This window comes from uncultured Kocuria sp. (genome assembly GCF_947500125.1).
Lineage (GTDB): Bacteria > Actinomycetota > Actinomycetes > Actinomycetales > Micrococcaceae > Kocuria.
The window spans coordinates 92,054-110,674 of sequence record NZ_CANMRA010000006.1; the positions used below are offsets into that span (position 1 = coordinate 92,054).

17 protein-coding genes are annotated in these 18,621 nt (G+C 73.1%); 10 read left to right on the plus strand and 7 right to left on the minus strand.

All coding sequences use genetic code 11. The features are described from left to right. Positions 1–4: 4 nt before the first annotated feature. From Q0817_RS06085 to Q0817_RS06100, 4 genes are all read left to right on the plus strand, one after another. The gene (locus tag Q0817_RS06085) at positions 5–577 is read left to right on the plus strand and encodes a GIY-YIG nuclease family protein (protein ID WP_298585266.1); all 573 of its coding nucleotides are present in this window, start codon (positions 5–7) and stop codon (positions 575–577) included. Between the two features lie 69 nt (positions 578–646). Then, positions 647–1,462: a hypothetical protein gene (locus Q0817_RS06090; protein WP_298585267.1), complete on the plus strand. Its 816-nt coding sequence runs from the start codon at positions 647–649 to the stop codon at positions 1,460–1,462. A gap of 66 nt (positions 1,463–1,528) precedes the next feature. Next, a complete protein-coding gene (locus Q0817_RS06095; RefSeq protein WP_298585268.1) occupies positions 1,529–1,969 on the plus strand; it encodes a hypothetical protein in 441 nt (146 codons plus the stop codon). Positions 1,970–1,974: 5 nt separating this feature from the next. Next, positions 1,975–2,169 (plus strand): hypothetical protein, encoded by a 195-nt coding sequence (locus Q0817_RS06100; protein WP_298585269.1) that lies wholly within the window; start codon positions 1,975–1,977, stop codon positions 2,167–2,169. A gap of 77 nt (positions 2,170–2,246) precedes the next feature. On the opposite strand, the gene Q0817_RS06105 is transcribed toward Q0817_RS06100, so the two are convergent. Continuing rightward, a complete protein-coding gene (locus Q0817_RS06105) occupies positions 2,247–4,055 on the minus strand; it encodes an NAD(P)/FAD-dependent oxidoreductase (RefSeq protein ID WP_298585270.1) in 1,809 nt (602 codons plus the stop codon). Positions 4,056–4,236: 181 nt separating this feature from the next. On the opposite strand from Q0817_RS06105, the gene Q0817_RS06110 reads away from it, so the two are divergent. Further along, a complete protein-coding gene (locus Q0817_RS06110; RefSeq protein ID WP_298585271.1) occupies positions 4,237–5,343 on the plus strand; it encodes a GAF domain-containing protein in 1,107 nt (368 codons plus the stop codon). A gap of 129 nt (positions 5,344–5,472) precedes the next feature. On the opposite strand, the gene Q0817_RS06115 is transcribed toward Q0817_RS06110, so the two are convergent. The 3 genes from Q0817_RS06115 to Q0817_RS06125 form a co-directional block, all read right to left on the minus strand. Next, the gene (locus Q0817_RS06115) at positions 5,473–5,931 is read right to left on the minus strand and encodes a VOC family protein (RefSeq protein ID WP_298585272.1); all 459 of its coding nucleotides are present in this window, start codon (positions 5,929–5,931) and stop codon (positions 5,473–5,475) included. A 125-nt stretch (positions 5,932–6,056) separates the two neighbouring features. After that, positions 6,057–6,695, minus strand: coding sequence for an HD domain-containing protein (locus tag Q0817_RS06120; protein WP_298585273.1), 639 nt, complete (start codon positions 6,693–6,695; stop codon positions 6,057–6,059). An 81-nt stretch (positions 6,696–6,776) separates the two neighbouring features. After that, positions 6,777–7,421, minus strand: a complete 645-nt coding sequence (locus tag Q0817_RS06125) for a maleylpyruvate isomerase family mycothiol-dependent enzyme (RefSeq protein WP_298585274.1) — start codon at positions 7,419–7,421, stop codon at positions 6,777–6,779. Between the two features lie 269 nt (positions 7,422–7,690). Here Q0817_RS06125 and Q0817_RS06130 point away from each other — a divergent pair, with 269 nt between their 5' ends. The 3 genes from Q0817_RS06130 (at position 7,691) to Q0817_RS06140 (ending at position 12,127) form a co-directional block, all read left to right on the plus strand. Then, positions 7,691–8,830, plus strand: coding sequence for a metallophosphoesterase (locus Q0817_RS06130; RefSeq protein WP_298585275.1), 1,140 nt, complete (start codon positions 7,691–7,693; stop codon positions 8,828–8,830). Beyond that, on the plus strand, positions 8,827–11,463 hold the full coding sequence (locus tag Q0817_RS06135) for an AAA family ATPase (protein ID WP_298585276.1): 2,637 nt from the start codon (positions 8,827–8,829) through the stop codon (positions 11,461–11,463). Before Q0817_RS06130 ends, Q0817_RS06135 begins: the two co-directional genes overlap by 4 nt. Before the next feature lie 115 nt (positions 11,464–11,578). Continuing rightward, positions 11,579–12,127: a hypothetical protein gene (locus tag Q0817_RS06140; protein WP_298585277.1), complete on the plus strand. Its 549-nt coding sequence runs from the start codon at positions 11,579–11,581 to the stop codon at positions 12,125–12,127. A 96-nt stretch (positions 12,128–12,223) separates the two neighbouring features. Here the strand turns inward: Q0817_RS06140 and Q0817_RS06145 are convergent, their stop codons facing one another. The 3 genes from Q0817_RS06145 to Q0817_RS06155 form a co-directional block, all read right to left on the minus strand. Next, complete coding sequence (locus Q0817_RS06145; RefSeq protein ID WP_298585278.1) at positions 12,224–13,462, minus strand: MFS transporter; 1,239 nt, start codon at positions 13,460–13,462, stop codon at positions 12,224–12,226. 147 nt (positions 13,463–13,609) lie between these two features. After that, positions 13,610–14,899 carry a Glu/Leu/Phe/Val dehydrogenase gene (locus tag Q0817_RS06150; RefSeq protein WP_298585279.1) on the minus strand — a complete coding sequence of 430 codons (1,290 nt, stop codon included), beginning with the start codon at positions 14,897–14,899 and terminating at the stop codon, positions 13,610–13,612. Positions 14,900–15,136: 237 nt separating this feature from the next. Further along, positions 15,137–15,781, minus strand: a complete 645-nt coding sequence (locus tag Q0817_RS06155; protein WP_298585337.1) for a DNA alkylation repair protein — start codon at positions 15,779–15,781, stop codon at positions 15,137–15,139. Positions 15,782–16,077: 296 nt separating this feature from the next. Between Q0817_RS06155 and Q0817_RS06160 the strand changes: the two genes are divergently transcribed. Beyond that, the gene (locus tag Q0817_RS06160) at positions 16,078–17,427 is read left to right on the plus strand and encodes an alkaline phosphatase PhoX (protein WP_298585280.1); all 1,350 of its coding nucleotides are present in this window, start codon (positions 16,078–16,080) and stop codon (positions 17,425–17,427) included. Between the two features lie 279 nt (positions 17,428–17,706). Then, positions 17,707–18,597: a CPBP family intramembrane glutamic endopeptidase gene (locus Q0817_RS06165; protein ID WP_298585281.1), complete on the plus strand. Its 891-nt coding sequence runs from the start codon at positions 17,707–17,709 to the stop codon at positions 18,595–18,597. The last annotated feature ends 24 nt before the right edge of the window (positions 18,598–18,621 follow it).

The window sequence follows — 18,621 nt, forward strand, 5'->3', positions numbered from 1 at the left end:
GCCCGTGAGCACGCAGCCCCCTGAGCCCGGCCTGGCCGGACTGCCGCTCAACACGCCGTTGGAGGCCGAGGTCTACCGCTCCCGCGGCGTCTACTCCTGGTGGCTGGACACCCCCCGGTCCCCCACCCCGGAGGCGGCGGGGCTGCAGCTGCCCGAGGTGCCGCGGCTCCGCCACACCTCGGGGACGGCCGAACTGCTGTATGTGGGCCGCGCCCGGCGCGACCTCCACCGCCGGATCACCGGCCAGCACCTGCGGCGCACCCGCTCCTCGGCACTGCGGCGCACGCTGCTGGCCGCGCTCCTGCCCGGCGACCCGTCCTGGCGGGACGGCGCCGCCGTGGACGGGCGGGGCCGGGTGGTCCTCGACGAGGAGCACGAGCAGCGGCTCACCGCCTGGATGCAGGAGCACCTGCTCCTCGGCTGGGCGCGGTGCGAGACGAAGGACGACGTCGACGCCCTCGAGCAGCGGTGGATCCGCGAGCACCAGCCGGTGCTCAACACCGAGGCCACCGGGCACGGGCCGGAGCTGACCGAGCTCAAGCGGGTCTTCCGCGAGGGCCTGCCCGTGCGCTCCTGAGCCCTCGGGCCGCGGCGGCCGCCGCGGTAGAATGGGTGCCCAGCACGCACGTGGTCGTCGGGGGCCGACATGAAGAACACCGGGAGCAGCAGCGGAGCCACCGTCTGGGTGGTCCTGATCGCCGTGGTGGTCGCCGTCGTCCTGTTCCGGTTCTTGATCCTCGGCGGCGTGGCCCTCCTCGGGCTGGCCCTGCTCGGCCTGCTGGTCTGGCTCAGCGCCGCCGTCATCACGAGCCGGACCCGCGCCATCGGCGAGTCCGCGCCCACTGACGACGACGAGCAGCCGCCCGCCGCCCGGTGGGCCGGGCAGCCCTCCGCGGAGGAGGCCCGGGCGGCAGGGGCGTCCAACATGCGCACCGCCTGGATCTCGTGGCACCTCCGCTCCCTGCCCCCGCCGGAGGACAGCCGGGATCCCCGGCTCCTCACCGGGACGCTGTCCGTGGTCCCCCAGGCGGACTGGGACGTGGACCGGCTCCGGCAGCACGGCCGGGCGCTGTGGTCCCTGCGCAGCCACGCGCGGCGGCACGAGCTCCTCGATCAGCTGGACGCCCGCCTGGACCGGGTGGTCGCGATGCTCTCCGATGCGACCGACGACGAGTTCGACACCAGCCTCGGCCAGGTCAACGACCAGTACCTGTACCACCCGGACCGGCAGGTCCGCACCGCCTACCTGGAGGGCGGGGCGCTGGGCGTGGACCTCATCATGGACGCCGTCACCGCCGCCCGGGCCCAGGCCCGCGAGGACGCCGCCACGAGAGCCGCCGCGGAGGCCCTGGCCCAGCAGCGCACCGCCGCGCTCCGCGCCCTGCGGGAGACCCACCACCCCACCGAGGGCCGGGACGCCCACGCCGCCTGGGACGAGGAGGCCCGGAAGCTCGAGGAGTGACCCGGCCGGCGCTCGGGTGTCCTGGCGCGGGGCTGCGGTGTCGCTGGACGCTGGCAGACTCGTCTCATGGACGAAGCCGCGCTGCCGTTGTGGATGGAGGTCGTCCGTGCGCTCGGCGCCGGCCTGGGCCCTCTTCTGTTGTTCCTCTCGGCGGTCATCGCCGCAGTCATCGCCTGGAAGGCCTACCGGCAGCGCAAGGCGGCGGACGAGCTGTCATACCGACAACGCAAGCAGGCCGACGACCGCGCCGAATGGTGGCGCCGAACCCAGTGGGCCATCGACTACGCCTCCGACCGTGACGACGAGCGAACGCGGATCGGCATCCGTGCCCTGGACTACCTCATGGTTTCCGAACTGGCGACGGAGGAGGACATTGCGCTCGTCCGGGGGATCCTCGATGCGGTCATCGAAGGGAGCCGGGCCCGCGACTACAATGGATCCACAGGACAGGGAGAACCCACAGCATTCGACCCATGGTGGTGTCCCTGGAAACGCAGAGGCGAGTGACTCCTATGGACAAGAAGACGCCCCGGTACAAGGTGGGCCTCACCCATGCTTTCGACGAACTGGTGACGCCGAATTCCGATGGGACCTATAGCATCCGCATTCCCAGCGAAGGGGACCGCGTCATCGTGGTGCCCTCGAAGTCCAAAGCCGAGATCATCGCCGAGGCCGAAGCGTTGCGGATCAAGCTTTCTGCCGCCTGACAGAGCCCGGCGACTCATGACGGGGCGCCGGAACGGATCGACCGTTCCGGCGCCCCGTCATCGCGCCCGGGCCGGGGTCACCGGGGGTGGTGGGACTCCTCGAGTTCGAAGACCGGAGTGGGGAGACCCTCCATCCGGGCCTTGAGCTGCAGCGCGAGGTACTTGGAGTAGTGCCTGCTCTGGTGCAGGTTCCCGCCGTGGATCCAGAGGTTCTCCACGTTGGTGGGCTTCCACATGTTGCGCAGCTCGCCCTCCCAGGGGCCCGGGTCTCGGGTGGTGTCGGAGCCGTAGCCCCAGCACTTGCCCACGCGGTCGGCGACCTCCGGGGAGATGAGGTCCGCGAGCCACTGGTTCATGGACCCGTACCCGGTGGCGTAGACGACCAGGTCCGCCGGCAGCTCGGTCCCGTCGTCGAGCACCACCGCGTCCTCCGTGAGCCGGTCGACCTGGCCGGTGGCCAGCTGGACCCGCCCGTCGATGATCAGCTGCGAGGCGCCCACGTCGATGTAGTACCCGGAGCCACGGCGCAGGTACTTCAGGAACAGCCCGGAGCCGTCCTCCCCGAAGTCGAGGTCGAAGCCGGCCGCCTCGAGCGCGTCGTAGAACTCCCGGTCCCGCTCGGCCATCGCCTCGAACGCGGGCCGCTGGACGTCCGGCAGGACCCGGTACGGCCACGACGCGAACAGCATGTCCGCCTTCTCCGTGGTGATGCCGGACTCCAGCGCCTCCTCCGAGTAGAGCGGCTTGAGGACCAGGTCCATGAGCGACTCACTGCGGGAGATGTGGGTGGAGGAGCGCTGGACCATGGTGACCTCGGCCCCGTGCTCCCAGAGGTCCGCGCAGATGTCGTGGGCGGAGTTGTTGGAGCCGATGACCACGGCCTGCTTGCCGGCCCAGTCGTCTCCGCCGGCGTGGGAGGAGGAGTGGTGCTGCGCGCCCCGGAAGACGTCGGCGCCGGGGAACCGGGGGATGCTCGGGTACCCGGAGACGCCCAGCGCGAAGACCAGCTGCGTGGGATGCAGCGTGATCTCCTCGCCGTCACGGTCCACGACGACGGTCCAGGTCCCGGACTGCTCGTCCCACTCGGCCGACCGGCACTCGGTCCTCGCCCAGTAGTTGAGCTCCATGATGTCGGCGTAGTGCATGAGCCAGTCGGCGATCTTGTCCTTGGCGGGGAACACCGGCCAGTCGTCCGGGAACGGCAGGTAGGGCATGTGGTCGTACCAGACCGGATCGTGCAAGTGCAGGGACTTGTAGCGGTTGCGCCAGGCGTCGCCGGCCTTCTCGTGCTTGTCCACCACGATCGTGGGGATGCCGAGGCGTTCCAGCCGCGCGGCCAGGCCGATCCCGCCCTGCCCGCCGCCGACGACGAGGCAGTAGGGCTGCTCCGTCCGGCCGAGGGCCTCCTCCCGCGCCCGGCGCCGCTCCAGCCAGGTGGTGCGCTCCCGAGTGATCTCGTGGACGACCCCGCGGTCCCGGCGCGGGCCCTTCTGCTCCTCGAAGCCTCTCAGGTCCTGCAGCGTGGTCAGCAGGGTCCACGCCTTCCCGTCGCGCAGCCGGAGGCAGCCCCACCCGGAGCCGGCGGAGGTCTCGAAGCGCACCCAGCACTCCGTGACCCCGTCCGTCGTCGTCGGTTCGCCCTCGATCTCCCACCCGGAGGGCCGGACGTGCGGCAGGGTCTGCGCGAGCATTCGGCAGATCCGGTCACGGCCCTCCAGGGTCTTCAGGTTCCAGGTGAACGCCAGGAAGTCGCGCCAGTAGCCGTCCTCCTCGAACAGCTCCGCCGCCGCCTCCGCGCTGCCCTGGGCGAGCGCGTCCTCCAGGGCGCGCAGCCAGGAGCGGGCGGTGTCCGCGCCGGCCTCCACGCCGGTGTCGATGGTGGTCATGGTTCCTCCTCGATGTACGCCGGACGCCCGGTGACATAGGCTCCGATGTGATGCGTGTCACCACTGTGGGGCCGCGGGGGTTTCCGCGGCGTTGCATCACGACGGGCGCAGCGGCATCGGGGCTGTCCCCGTGACACCGGGACGGCCGCGGAGGACGCCGCGGAGGACGGAGGAGCGCGCTGTGGACAGCTGCAGATCGAAGAGGGCACCGGAACGGGTGCGTTCCGCCTGGGAGCGGTGCGCCGCCCGGGGTCTGTCCCGCGACCTGGACGGCCCGCGCGAGGTGCTCCCGGACCACGAGGTGGAGCACCAGCGCGCACTCTCACCGCTGGGGGCGCACGTCGATCTCGTCGCCGACCTCCTGGGCGTCGTCCGCGACGCGACCGAGGCCCGGGTCGCCGTCCTCACGGGACCCGACGGCACGGTGCTGTGGCGGCGCGGGGGACGCTCGCCGCTGGGGCGCGCCGACGGGCTCGGCTTCGTCGAGGGCGCCGGGTGGGACGAGCACGGCGTGGGCACCAACGCGATCGCCCAGGCGTTGCGCAGCGGGGGCGCGGAGGAGCTGCGGGGCACGGAGCACTTCGCCCTGTCCCACAGCGCCTGGGACTGCACGTCCGCCCCGGTGCACCACCCGGGCAGCGGAGAGGTGCTCGGCGTCATTGACCTGTCCGGGCCCCGGGGCACCGCCACCCCGGACACCAGGGGCCTGGTCCGCTCGGCCGCGCGCGTGGTCGAGACGCTGCTCGCCGTCCAGACGTCCCCGCGGTCCGACGGCGCCGGCGCGACCGGCACTCCGTCCCTGGAAGTGCGCCTGCTCGCGGAGCCGGCCATGGCCCGCGTGGGCGGCGGGGACTGGTTCGTCCTGCCGACGCGGTCGGCGGAGATCCTCGCGCTGCTCAGTCTGCGCGAGCGCGGGTGGAGCGCCGAGGAGATGGCCTACGAGCTCTACGGCGAGCACGGCACCCCGGGCACGGTCCGCACGGAGATCCACCGGGTGCGCCGCCGGCTCGGCGCGGTGATCACCACCGGGCCCTACCGCTTCGCCGATCCGGCCGCTGTCACCAGCGATGTCCTGCGGCTCCGGACCGCTCTCGAACAAGGCGAGGTGGCCCGGGCCCTGAACATCTACCGGCAGCCGCTGCTGCGGTCCTCGGACCTGCTCACCATCGAGGAGTGGCGCTCCGAGCTGGACCAGGAGACCGCGGAGGCCGTGCGGCGCAGCGGCGACTCCCGGATCCAGGCCCGCTGGTCCCACACCGAGATGGGGCACGCCTACCAGCGAGGGTGAGCCCACTCGTGCGTCGCCGCCCGGGCGGACGACCGGACGCCGGCGCTCCCCCACGCCGCGCAGGACCCTGTGAGTGTCGGTGAATCCGGTGAATCTTGTGAATCTCGCTCCCGGTACAGGGCTGGCTCCTCAGCCCTGCGGCAGCTGGGCGTCGGGGTACTTCGCCCGGACCGCGTCCCAGTCCCCGGCCAGCGCGAGCGGGTCCATCCACGCGATGTTCCACCGGTGGCCGTCCGGGTCGGCGAACTTCCGGTAGCACGTGTAGCCGTAGTCCTCGCGGCCCCCCGCGGTCGCGCCGGCGGCCACCGCCCGGTCGACCAGGACGTCGACCTCCTCGGGGATGTCGACGACCAGGGCGTAGCTGCCGCTCACGGTGCGGCCGGGGTCCGCGAGCTCCTGGTCCGCGCCGACGACCTGCTGCATGAACTGCCGCTCGACGAGCGTCACCCCGAAGTTCTCAGCGAGATCCAGGATCGTACTGTGCTCCGCCTCCATGCCGGGGGCCGTCCGCCAGCCCAGGGCCTGGTAGAAGGACCGCGAGCGCTCCAGGTCGGCGACGGGGATGTGGGGAAAGAACTTGTACGCCACGGGAACTCCTGGAGCATCGACGGGCCGGGGTCCTCATGCTCCTCCCGCCCCGCGGGCGGCACAACGGATGACCGCTGTGTTGCGGCCCCAGGGGCCTCCGCACGACGGCGGAGGCCCCGCGCGGCTCACTCGGGCCAGGCGTTCTCCTGGATGATCCGCACGAAGTCCTCCCGGTGGAAGTCGGGGTCGAAGTGGGCGAGCACGTCGTCGTTCATGGTGCCGAAGGTGGTCTCGGGCCGGTCGACCATGCCGTCGTGGAACGCGCGGAGAATCTTGTTCTTGAAGTCCGGCCGGGGGTGCGCGGCGACGACCTCGGCGCGGTGCTCCTCGGCGATCTCGTCCAGGTCGAGGCCCAGAACGTCGGTCTCGACGCCCAGCGTGACCACGGCGACCTCAGGCGCCAGGCGCAGGGGGATCTCAGGCGTGGTGTGCAGGGCGATCGCCAGCCACACGTTGCGCGCCTCCTCCGCCGAGCGGCCGTGGTCGCGCAGGAACGCCTGGGCCGCCTCGGCGCCGTCGATCTCGAAGCGCTGGTGCTTGGTGCGGTGCTCCTGCGTGAGGCCGAGATCGTGGAACATGGCCCCGACGTAGGCGAGCTCGGGGTCCACCTCGGTCCCGCGCGCGGCGGACTTGAGCATCCCGAAGAGGAAGACCCGGCGGGAGTGGTGGAACAGGCTCTCGTCGGCGGCCCGCTGGACCAGCTCGGTGGTCTCGCGGACGAGGGCGGAGTCCGGGACGGTGATCCCGGCGATGGTCTCGGGCATGGTGTCTCCTCTGCTCGGGTGAATGGTGTCGTGCGGGACCGGCACGTGACCGGTCCGCCTCCACCCTCTCAGGAAGCGCACTCAGGCGGGCGAGCAGCGGGAGCGCAGGATCGACAGGCCCTCCCCCGTCAGGTCGTCGCAGTAGGGTTCCCGGCCGGCCATCGCCATGACGATCGCCAGCGTGGTCCCGCTGACCAGGGGACCGGAGCCGTACTCGAAGGGGCCGTCGGTCGCCACCAGGTGGAGGCCCTGGGCCGCGCTGCGGCTGGGCACCGCGAAGTCCTTGCCCACGTGGAACCGCGCCACCGCGGTCACAGTCTCGACCGGCGGCGTGCGCGGCAGCCCCAGCGGGCGGCGGATGTCCTGGCCGTGGACGACGACCTCCCCCAGCCACGCCGCGGTGTCCTTGGAGGGCGCCACGGTGTTCCCGACCACCGCCCGGAACCGCTGGAGCGTCTCGGCCGGGGTGGCGCCCCGGTGCTCCTCGAGGCGGCGCTGGTTGTGCCGGTCGAAGTCGAAGCGGGCGCCCAGCACGCTCCGGAGCCAGCGGAGCCGGCCGATGCTCGCGGCCGCGGTGAGGTGGGCGACGACGTCCTCGACGGTCCACCGCCCGCACAGGGACGGTTCCGCCCACTGCGCGTCGTCCAGGCAGGCCAGGTCCTCGGCCAGGCGCGCGCGCTCGGCGTGGACGGCCGCCCACAGGTCTCCCGGGCTGGTCGGCTCCATGAGTCCACTCAAGCACACGCCGGCGGATGCCGCCCCCCCCCCTCTGCAACCTCGCCACCGCTACCCCCGCGAACTCACCACATCCACCCCACCCGGGCGCACCAACACCGGCATCTCGGGTAGCACCGGTGAGTTCGGCGAGAGGGGTGGGCGGTGCCGGACAGGAGGGCGGCACGGTGTGCCGAGGCCTTCGGTGTCCGCCGATCCCGATAGCGTGGCACTGGACCCACCCCCTGGGAGAGCACCCCCCGACCGCACGAGGAGCCTCGATGACGAGCATCCGATTCCTCCACACGAGCGACTGGCAGCTGGGCATGACCCGGCACTATCTCGAGGGCGAGGCCCAGTCCCGCTACACGGGCGACCGGGTCGAGACGATCCGCCGCATCGGGGAGCTGGCCCGCGCCCGGGGATGCGCGTTCGTGGTGGTGGCCGGCGACGTCTTCGAGCACGCCAACCTGAGCCGGCGGGACGTGGGGCGGGCCCTGGACGCGATGTCGGCCGTGGGGCTGCCGGTGTACCTGCTGCCCGGCAACCACGACCCGCTCGGCCCAGGATCCATCTACGCCCAGGACGCCTTCCGGCACCTGAAGCCGGACAACGTCGTCCTTCTGGACGAGGTGGGCCCGTGGCCCGTGACCGCGGGCGTCGAGCTGGTGGCCGCGCCCTGGCGCAGCAAGCGCCCCGACGCGGACCCGGTCGCCCCCGCCCTCGAGGGTCTGGACGCCGACGGCACCCTGCGCGTCGTGGTGGGCCACGGCATGCTCGACGAGCTGGACCCCGACCGCGCGTCCCAGGTCACCGTCCGCCGCGCGCCCCTGGACGAGGCCCTGGCCCGCGGGGCGATCCACTATGTGGCCCTGGGCGACCGCCACATCCGCTGGCCCGAGGACGACCGCGGCGCGATCCACTACTCCGGGACCCACGAGTCCACGGGCTTCCGCGAGCCCGGCCGCGGCCACGTCCTGGAGGTGGCGCTGGACGGCGGCACCGTGGAGGTGACCTCGCACGAGGTGGGGCAGTGGGAGCACCGCGTCCTCGAACGGCAGCTCGACGGCGCCGACGACGTCGGGACGCTGCGGGCCGAGCTCGCCGCCCTCACTCCGAAGGAGCGGATCATCCTCAAGACCGTCTTCACCGGCACCCTGAACCTCTCGGAGTCCTCGGAGCTGGACGGTCTGCTGGAGCAGCAGGCCGAGGTCTTCGCGAGCCTCAACGCGTGGGAGCGGCACACCGATCTCGTGGTCGTCCCGGACGAGCACGAGTTCGAGGACCTCGACGTCGGCGGATACGCCGCCGACGCCGTGACCGAGCTGCGCGAGCTGGCCGGCTCGGAGTCCGAGGATGCGCCCGCCGCCGGGGACGCGCTCCGGCTCCTGTACCGCCTCGTGGGAGGAGCGACCCGATGAAGCTGCACCGTCTCAAGCTGGAGAACTTCCGCGGCGTGACCGCCCGCGAGATCGTCTTCCCCGACGCCGGGGTGGTGGTGCTGACCGGCCGCAACGAGATCGGCAAGACCTCGATGATCGACGCCCTGGACGCGCTGATCGAGCTCCCGGACAACAGCAAGCACAAGAAGATCACCGCAGCGAAGCCCGCCGGCCGGGACGTGCCCGTCCTGGTGGAGGCGGAGTTCTCGATCGGGACCACCCGCGCGATCTACACCAAGCAGTGGCTGAAACGGCCGTCCACGACCCTGGAGTACATCTCGGGCCCCCGGAGCGGCCACAAGCTCACCAGCCGTGAGGCCCACGACGCCGCCGAGCAGCTGTGGGGCGGGGCCGACACCGCGCTGTGGAAGGCCCTGCGCTTCATGCAGGCCGGCGGGCTGACCCAGAACGCGCTGACCGACAGCGCGGCCCTGCGCCGAGCCCTGGAGTGCCACGCCGGCCAGGCCCAGGGCGACGACCGCGAGGTCGCCTCCCTCCTGGAGCGCGTGCGCGCCGAGGGCGACAAGTACTGGACCTCGACGCGGAAGAAGAACGCCAAATATCTCCAGGCCGAGACGGACTGCCGTGCGGCCGAGGCCGCGGCCGCGGAGGCCGCCGAGGAGCTGCGGGGCATCGCGGTGGTCGAGGAGGAGCTCGCCGAGCTCACGGAGGAGATCACCGCCACCGGCCGGAAGCTCGGGACCGCCCGCGCGGAGAAGACGGAGCTGGACCGTGCCGCCGCGGAGATCGAGGCCGTCCAGCGGCAGCGCCAGGAGGCCCAGCGCCGGAAGGACGCCGCCCAGGGCGAGCTCGACCGCGCCCGGGAGCGCACTGCCCGACGTGCGGAGCTCGTGGCCGCGCTGACCGCCGACGAGGAGCGCAGCGCGGCGCTGGCCGAAGAGCTCCAGGCGTGCGAGACCGAGCTGACCCCGGTGCGTGAGCACGCCGCGGAGGCCGAGGAACGCCGGACCGCGGCCCAGGCCGCCGTGCAGGAGGCCCGGGCGGCCCACCGCTCCGCCCGGGAGGACCGGAGGCACCTCGACGACGTCGAGCGCCACCGCCGCGTACTCGAGATCCTGGACTCGCTCGAGGCGGTCCGGGCGCAGCTGGCCGAGCTGCGGTCCCGTCCCGGCACGGAGGTCGACGAGGACGTCCTGGACGAGCTGGAGCGGGCCGAGCGGGCGGCGGAGACGGCCGAGGCGGAGCTGGCCGCCGGCAGCGCCCGGGTGGAGCTGACCGCACTGGGCCGCGCGCGCCCGATCACCCGCGGTGACGCCACCGAGGAGATCGCCCCGGACGAGCCGTGGTCCGTCCCGGTGACGGACGAGGTCGAGGTCGAGATCCCCGGCGAGTGGCGGCTGCGGGTCTTCCCGGAGCAGGGCATCGCGGCCCGCCGGGACGCCGCCCGCACGGCCCGGGAGAGATTCACCGCGCTGCTGGCGCGGCACGGGGTCGGCTCGGTCGCCGAGGCCCGCGCCGAGTGGCGCGCCGCCCAGGAGCTGGCGCAGCAGGTGCGCGAGGCCGTGGCCCAACGCGACCGCCTGCTCGACGGCGAGGACGAGAGCCGCCTGCGCGACGACCGGGACCGCCTCGCCGCCGCCATCGAGCAGTACGGCGACCGGCGGGACCGCGATGCTCCCCTGCCGGAGACCGCCGCCGCCGCCCAGGAGACGGTCGAGGCCACCGAAGCCGCGCTCACCGAGACCGAGGACACCGCGCTCCATGCCGAGGCCGCTGCCCAGGCCGCCCGGTCCGCCCTGGAGTCCGCCCAGACGACGCTGCACTCCCTCCAGGGCGCCGCGCTTGAGCAGGAACGCGCCCTCACCGGCTCCCGGACCCGGCTCGAGGACGCCCGCCGCGAGGTCCCGGACCAGGACCTCAACCGCGCCGCCACCGCGGCGGCCGAGGCGCTCGCCGCGGTCCAGGCGGAGATCGACGGGCACGAGGCGGCCCTCGCCGGCCTCGACGCGGACCGGGTGCTCGCCGATCAGCAACACGTCACGGACGAGATCGAGGGGCTCGAGTCCCTGTTGGGCGAGCGGCGGGGACGCCACCAGTCCCTGGCGGGCCGGCTCGAGGGCATGGGCCGGGACCGGGTGCAGTTGGCCCACGACCAGGCCGAGACGCGGCTCGAGGCGGCCCGGCGCCACCTCGCCGGGATCGAGCGGCGGGCCGAGGCCGCCCTGCTCCTGGAGCGGACGCTGCTGGAGCACCGCGAGCGCGCCCATGCCCAGTACGTCCAGCCGTTCCGCACCGAGGTGGAGCATCTCGGCAGGTCGGTCTACGGTCCGGACTTCGAGGTCCAGGTGAGCGGTTCCCTGGAGGTGGAGCAGCGCAAGCTCGACGGCGACTGGCTGCCGTTCGCCGCCCTCTCCACGGGCGCCAAGGAGCAGCTGGTGATCCTCATCCGGCTCGCCACCGCCCTGCTCGTGGACCCGGAGGACGGGGTGCCGGTGCTGCTCGACGACGCCCTGGGCCACTCCGACCCCCAGCGGCTCCGCCGGCTGGCCTCGGCCATCACCACCGCCGGGGAGCGGACCCAGGTGATCGTGCTGACCTCGAACCCCGAGCGCTTCGCGAACCTGCGGGAGGCCCACCGCATCGAGATGTGAGCGATGCCCGCCCGCGGCTGGACCGGGCGGAGTCACACGCGCACCGGCCGGCCGGGATGGTCCCCCGAGTGACGTGGCGCACATAGACTCGTGCCCACCGAGGTAAGGGGTGGGCATGAGCATCGAGGACGAACGGCGTTCCCGGGCTGCCACCACGGGGACGAACGGGCAGGGGTCGAACCCTCGAGCCCCACATGACCGCGATGCCCGAGAAGCAGGCCTGGAACGGGCCCTGGAGGACATCCAGCAGGTCGGGATCGAGGCGAGCGAGCTGCTGTGCCGGGAGGGCCTGAAGCCGGCCAAGCTCGTGTACGTCCCCCGGGACGCCCGCTCCTATCCCCTGGTCGGCCACGCGTTCTCCCGGGTCTCGTGCGGCTACGGGTGGCACGTCGTCCGCGGCGTGGTCGTCGGCACGGACGGCCGGCTGTGGGCGCGCAAGCGGGACCACGACTCCACCCCGCAGAAGGACCTGGACGCGTGGCGGCTGGACGTGGAGCCACCCGGCGGCCCGGCCGAGCTGCCCCACCCCGTGCAGTACGACGGGACCTCCCTGCACACCGTGCGCCGGCTCTCGGAGCACGAATACCTGAAGGTCGACCTCATCGAGCGCCTCACGGACGGCTACGCCCGGCTGCTCATCCTCCACCACCGCCGGAGATCCTGACGGGGCGCCTCGGACACGACGTGCCAGGGATCCGGCGCGGCTCGGAAGCACCGCGCCGGCGGTGACCGGCACCGAGGCCCAGTCCCGGCACCGCGGTCAGGGACGGACGGCGCGGTCCCCGCGGCCCGACGGCCGGTTCTGGAGGAGGCCGAGGAGCACGAACAGGGCCAGCGCCATGACCAGGCCCGCGTAGCCGACGGCCGTGGGCACCAGACCGACCGCCCCCACCACGGCACCGGCCGCCACGGCAGGAATGCTGTGGGAGAGATAGCTGACCACGTAGATCGCCGAGAGCAGCCCCGCCCGCTCGTGCGGTGCCGCCTGGGGCAGGAGCGAGCGCAGCACCCCGAGGAAGCCGGCGCCGAAGCCGACGCCGGCCAGCACCGTCGCCGCGAGGTACAGGCCCACGGACCCGACGGCGAGCGCCGCGATCGTGGCGGCCATGCCTGCCACCAGGACGCTCATGCCCACGGCGAGCACCCGCCGCGGCGCGGTCGAGCCGAAGAAGAGGATCGCGATCCCGCCGGTGCCCGTCAGGGCCGCGACCACCACACCGGTGAGGACCACGGAGTCCGCCCCGGTCAGCGAGCGGACCAGGCTGGGACCCAGGGAGATGATCAGCCCGCCCAGGGACCAGCACGCGGCCGCGGCGGGCAGCACCCACACCGCCGAGCGCCGCACGGCCGGCGGGAAGGAGACGCGCGGGCGCAGCGAGGCCAGCGCCCCGGGGACCCGCTCCACGGTCTCGGGACCGAGCGCCGTGCCCACGACCTGCAGCACCAGCAGCCCCAGCAGCACGAGGTAGATGGCGTCGATCATTCCCGGGGCGGCCGCGACGATGAGGCTCGAAGCCACGGCCCCGCCGGCCAGCCCCAGGATCGGTCCCGCCCCGGTGATCACGGTGCCCAGCCCCCGGCGGCCCACCGGCTCGAGCTCGATCACGTAGGCGCCGAGAGCGCCGGTCGCCGTGCCGGTCGCCACGCCCTGGACCAGCCGTGCCACCACCAGGGTCGTCTCGCTGTCGGCCAGCACGAACACGACCATCGCGGCGATCTCCAGGACCAGCGCGACCAGCAGCACCGGGCGGCGCCCGACGTGGTCGGACAGCGACCCCACCGTGAGCAGGGCGGTGAGCAGGGCCACCACGTAGGCGGCGAAGATGACGGTCAGCACGACCGGCGGGAAGCCCCACAGGTCCTGGTACAGCGGATACAGCGGACTGGGCGCACTGGAGGCGGCCAGGAGCACCACCAGCACGGACGCCTGCACCCAGAACGCCGCCTTCGCGGACAGCACGGGGCGACGGCGGGGCGCGGCGCCGGAGCGGAGAAACATGCAGGGCCTTTCGGGACGGACCAGGGAACGCGATGTCGTCGCGTCAACCTCACGGTAGCGCCGCCGGTGGATCCCAGGGGACTCACTCCGCCCCGGCGGGATGCCCTCGTCCCGCCCCGGCCCCTCAGAAGGCCCGCCCCCGGCCGATCAGGGGTACAGGCCCCGCGTGCGGTGGGCGTCGGCCACACGCTCCACCGCGGTGACGGTGGCGGCCTCGCGCAGGGTGAGGCCCCGGGCCGAGGCGACGTCGAGCAGGTGGTGCCAGGCGGAGAGCATGCGGTGCTCGAGACGGTGGTCGACCTCCTGGCGGGACCACCAGTAGGCCTGGTTGGACTGCACCCACTCGAAGTAGGAGACGACCACGCCCCCGGCGTTGGCCAGGATGTCCGGCACCACCAGCACCCCGGCCTCGGCGAGGACCCGGTCGGCCTCGGCGGTGGTGGGGCCGTTGGCACCCTCGACGACGACCCGGGCCCGGACCTCGTGGGCGTTGGCGCCGGTGAGCACCCCTTCCACCGCCGCGGGCACCAGGAGGTCCACCTCGAGGGTCAGCAGCTGTTCGCCGGGGATCGTCTCGGCCCCGGGAAAGCCGACGACGGAGCCGATGACGGCCACGTGCTCCTGGAGGGCACGGATGTCCAGGCCGTCGGCCCGGTGGACCGCTCCGTACTGGTCGGAGACGGACACGACCTTCACCCCGGCCTCGGTGAGGAACAGGGCGGCGTCGGCGCCCACCTTCCCGAAGCCCTGCACCGCCGCGGTGGCCCGCGCGGCGGTGATGCCGACGTGCTCGAGGGCGGCCAGCGCGATGTGCACCACCCCGGCCGAGGTCGCCGAGGCCCGGCCCAGGGACCCGCCGAGGCTCACCGGCTTGCCGGTGACCACCCCGGGCACGGTGTAACCCGAGGAGACCGAGAAGGTGTCCATCATCCAGGCCATGGTCTGCTCGTCCGTGCCGATGTCCGGGGCGGGGATGTCCTTGTCCGGGCCGATGATCGGCAGGATCTCGGAGGTGTAGCGGCGGGTCAGCCGTTCGATCTCGGGGCGGGAGTACCGGCGGGGGTCCACGGTGATGCCGCCCTTGGCCCCGCCGTAGGGGACGTCGATCAGGGCGCACTTCCAGGTCATCCACATCGCCAGGGCACGGACCTCGTCGAGGTCGACCTGCGGGCTGTAGCGCACCCCGCCCTTGGCCGGGCCCCGGGAGACGTTGTGCTGGACCCGGTGGCCGGTCAGCACCTCCACCGACCCGTCGTCACGGCGCAGCGGGATGCTCACGGTCATCTCCCGCCGCGGGCTCGCCAGCAGGGCATGCAGACCGGGCTCATAGTCCAGGGTGGCCACGGCGGAGGCCAGCTGCGCCTGGGCATCGACCAGTGGGCCCACGGTGTGGGAGGTGGCACCGATCCCGGGCAGGGACGACACATCGATGGTCATGGCAGCTGGTTCTCCTGAAGGCAGTGAGGGGGAGGTCGCGGCACGAAGGCTCCGCCTTGCGGAGTGTGACGTGCACAACACCAGTGTGCGCCTCCAGAATCGTCAGGAACAGCGATGGATAGTGCACATGAACCATCAGGATCACTTATCGGTTTCCGGTTGGTGCTCGTGGACTCCAGAACGCTCCGACGCGTTCCGCGGTCCGGGAGAGCAACGGCACGCGCGCCGGCGCCTCCCCTACCGATCGCTGCGGCGACGCACGATCTCGGTGATCCACGCGGGGGCGTACGGGGACGTGCAGTTCGGCGGGGTCGGATAGTCCTTGAGCACCTCCAGGCGCTCACCGATCTCGAGAGCCCGGGTTCGGTGCTCCGGGTGCTCGATTCCGATCTGCGCCAGGCAGGTGTTCATCGCCCACTGCAGGCGCTCCGGGGCGTCCTGCATCTGCGCCTCGATGACGTCGAGCAGACCGGCCAGGTCCAAGCCCTCGGGCTTCTTCGCCACGCGCTCGGTGGTCAGCGCCCAGCCGGCGCTCGCGACCGCCGGATCCGGATCGGCGAACCACGCCACGCGCAGCTCCTCGGCGTGCGGGCTCTTCTTCACCACGTAGTTCACGAGCCAGTCCTGGACCTTGGGGGTGCGCGCCTCGCGCACCATGGCGTCCAGCTCGTCCCGCGCGAACGCCTTCGGGCGGCAGATCAGGAGCGCCAGCAGTCTCGCCGCCGTGTCACCGGTCTCCCAGAGCCGGCGCGCGAGGTCCTGCTGCGTTCCCAGGCGCTTCGCGATCGCCCGCAGCTTGGTGAGGTTCACCCCGTGGTTGTCGCCGTGCCGCTCGTTCACCGCGCGCACCCTGGGGTCCTCGAGCGCGGCCAGCTCGGCCATAACCTCGGCCACCGTCGTCTCGGCCACCTCAGCCTCCTGCCCGTCTCGGATGCGATCCAGCCTACGAGGAGAGCGAGGCCGGCGAGCGGACCCGACGTCGTCCGCCGCCTGCGGCGTGGCTCGGGGCCTGCGGGCAGGGAACCCCGCCGACCCCGGCCACCCCTGTTCTCGATCGTGAACAAAGCCGCCATGTGCTCGTCGCGGGGCATTCACGGCGTGCTGGTCCGCTGTTCGACTTCCCCTGTTGGAGTCGGTCCCCGGAAGCACCCCCCGACGCCGTGAGGACACAGACCGAGATGACGACAGCACAGACCCAGGCCATGACCCCGGTAGGACGCCGCGGACTCCTCAAGGCCGGCGGGGCGATGAGCGCCGCCGCCGCCCTGTCCGCGCTGATGGGCAACACCGCGCACGCCGCCCAGGGGCGTGCGCGCGGTGACGACACGATGCAGGCGCCGGACAACGGCGGCTACGGACCGCTGCGGCCGGCACCGGGCGGCGATCTGCTGCTGCCGGCCGGCTTCTCCTACGTGGCCTTCGGCCACACCGGCACCCCCATGAGCGACGGCACGCCGACGCCCGGCAAGCACGACGGCATGGCCGCCTTCCAGGGCGAGAACGGCATGATCAACCTGGTGCGCAACCACGAGCAGGCCGAGGGACCGGCCTTCGGCGCCCGCAGCTACAACCCGAACGCCGCCGGCGGCACCACCAACCTGGTCTTCGACCCCGCCACCATGGCGCTGGTCAGCACCTATCCGTCCCTGACCGGCACCATCCGCAACTGCGCCGGCGGCCCCACCCCGGCCGGGACGTGGCTGACCTGCGAGGAGACCTTCACCGGCCTGGACGTGGCGCACCCCCACGGCTACGTGTTCGAGGTCCCCGCGGACGCGACTGCGCCGGTGGACCCGGTGCCGCTGAAGGCCATGGGCCGGTTCACCCACGAGGCCGTCGCGATCGACCCGAAGACCGGCATCGTCTACGAGACGGAGGACCGCGGCACCTCGGGGTTCTACCGGTTCCTCCCGAACGACCGCGACCGCCTGGCCGCCGGCGGGCGGCTGCAGATGCTGGCCGTGAAGGACCAGCCGCAGTACGACACCCGCTACAGCCAGCGCGTCGGCAAGCCGCTGCCGGTCGAGTGGGTCGACATCGCGGACCCGGACCCGGACAGCACCGACACCCTGGCCGTGTTCAAGCAGGGCCACCAGCAGGGCGGCGCGGTCTTCGCCCGCCTCGAGGGCGCCTGGTACGGCGACGGCTCGATCTACATCAACTCCACCAGCGGCGGCGACGCCGGACTCGGCCAGGTGTGGGAGTACCGCCCCCGCGGGAACTCCGGCGGCCAGCTCGTGCTGGTCTACGAGTCGACCGACCCGGAGGTGCTGCAGGCCCCGGACAACCTCTGCGTGTCCCCGAACACCGGCGGTCTGGTGCTGTGCGAGGACGGCGGCGGCAAGGACCTGCTGCGCGGTGTCACCACCGAGGGCCGGATCTTCGACGTGGCGGAGCTGAACTCCCCGAGCACCAGTGAGCTGGCCGGCGCCACGTTCAGCCCGGACGGCCGGATCCTGTTCTTCAACGTGCAGAGCCCCGGCATCACCTACGCCGTCACCGGCCCGTGGGAGAACGGCGCGCTGTAGCGCAGCCGCCGCGCTGCGGCACCTGAGGCGACCGTGCAGGCGCCGCCCGGAGAGCTCCGGGCGGCGCCTCGCGGTTGAGAGCGGCCGGCCGAGCCGTCAGCCGGGCCCGGCGCTCCGGTCGGAGGCGCGCCACGAGCCGCGCACGGCCGCCGGCGACACACAACCGCTTCCCTGCGTCCGCCCTTGCCTCCGTCCCCTCGGGCGCGCACTGTGAGAGCCACGCACGAGGGCGCACCACCACAGGCCAGACCCTGGAAGCAGGCCGGTGGAGAGCACTCCATGGCCCATCGACCCGATCCGACCCGCCCATCCCGGGGCGGGTCCCCGGCCCGGCGCCGGCCCGTGACGATGTTCCTCCTCCTGGCCCTGGGCCTGGGCTGGGCGGCGCTGACGGCCCCTCTGCTCGCCGGTCTCCCGATGGAGCCGTTCCTGCTGCTCATGACCTACGTCGCCCTACTGGGCTCGGCCCTTCTGGCCACCCGCCTGGCCGACGGGCCGGGCGGCATCCGGCGGCTCCTCGGGCGGGCCTTCGCCTGGCGCTTCGGCGCGGGGCGCTGGGCCGTGGTCCTGCTCGGCATGCCGGTGCTCACCCTGGCCCTGGCGGCGGCGACCGGTTCCCTGCGCGCCCCGCCGGCCGGCTGGGCGGCCGAGGCGGGGTGGTACCTGTTCAACACCCTCGTCTTCGGGGCACTGGTGCTCAATCTGTGGGAGGAGACCGCCTGGGGCGGCTTCCTCCAGTCCCGGCTCACCGCCCGGCACGGCCTGGCATTCGCGGCTGTGCTCACCGCGCTGCCGTTCGCCGCGGTCCACCTGCCGCTGTACCTGGCCGAGGGCTGGAGCGGGGAGACCGCCCGGAACCTCGCGCTGCTCGTCCTGCTCGCGCCCGTCTACCGGTACCTGCTGGGCCTGCACCTGCTCGACACCGGCGGCAGCGTGCTGGCCATCGGCATCCAGCACGCCGCCTGGAACGCCGCGGGCAGCCTCGGGGCGGTGGAGGGCGAGTGGCAGGCCATCGTGGCGGTGGTCCTGCTCACGGTTCTGCTGGCGCTGGAGCGACGCCTCCGGGGCCGCGGCACCCGGCCGCTGGGCCGGGACGCCGAGCGGCGGGCGGCCGCCGCCTGGACGGCCCTGGGTAGCACGGACCTCACGGCCGCCGACGACGGCGCGTGAGAAAGCGGCCGATCCGAAGGAGCC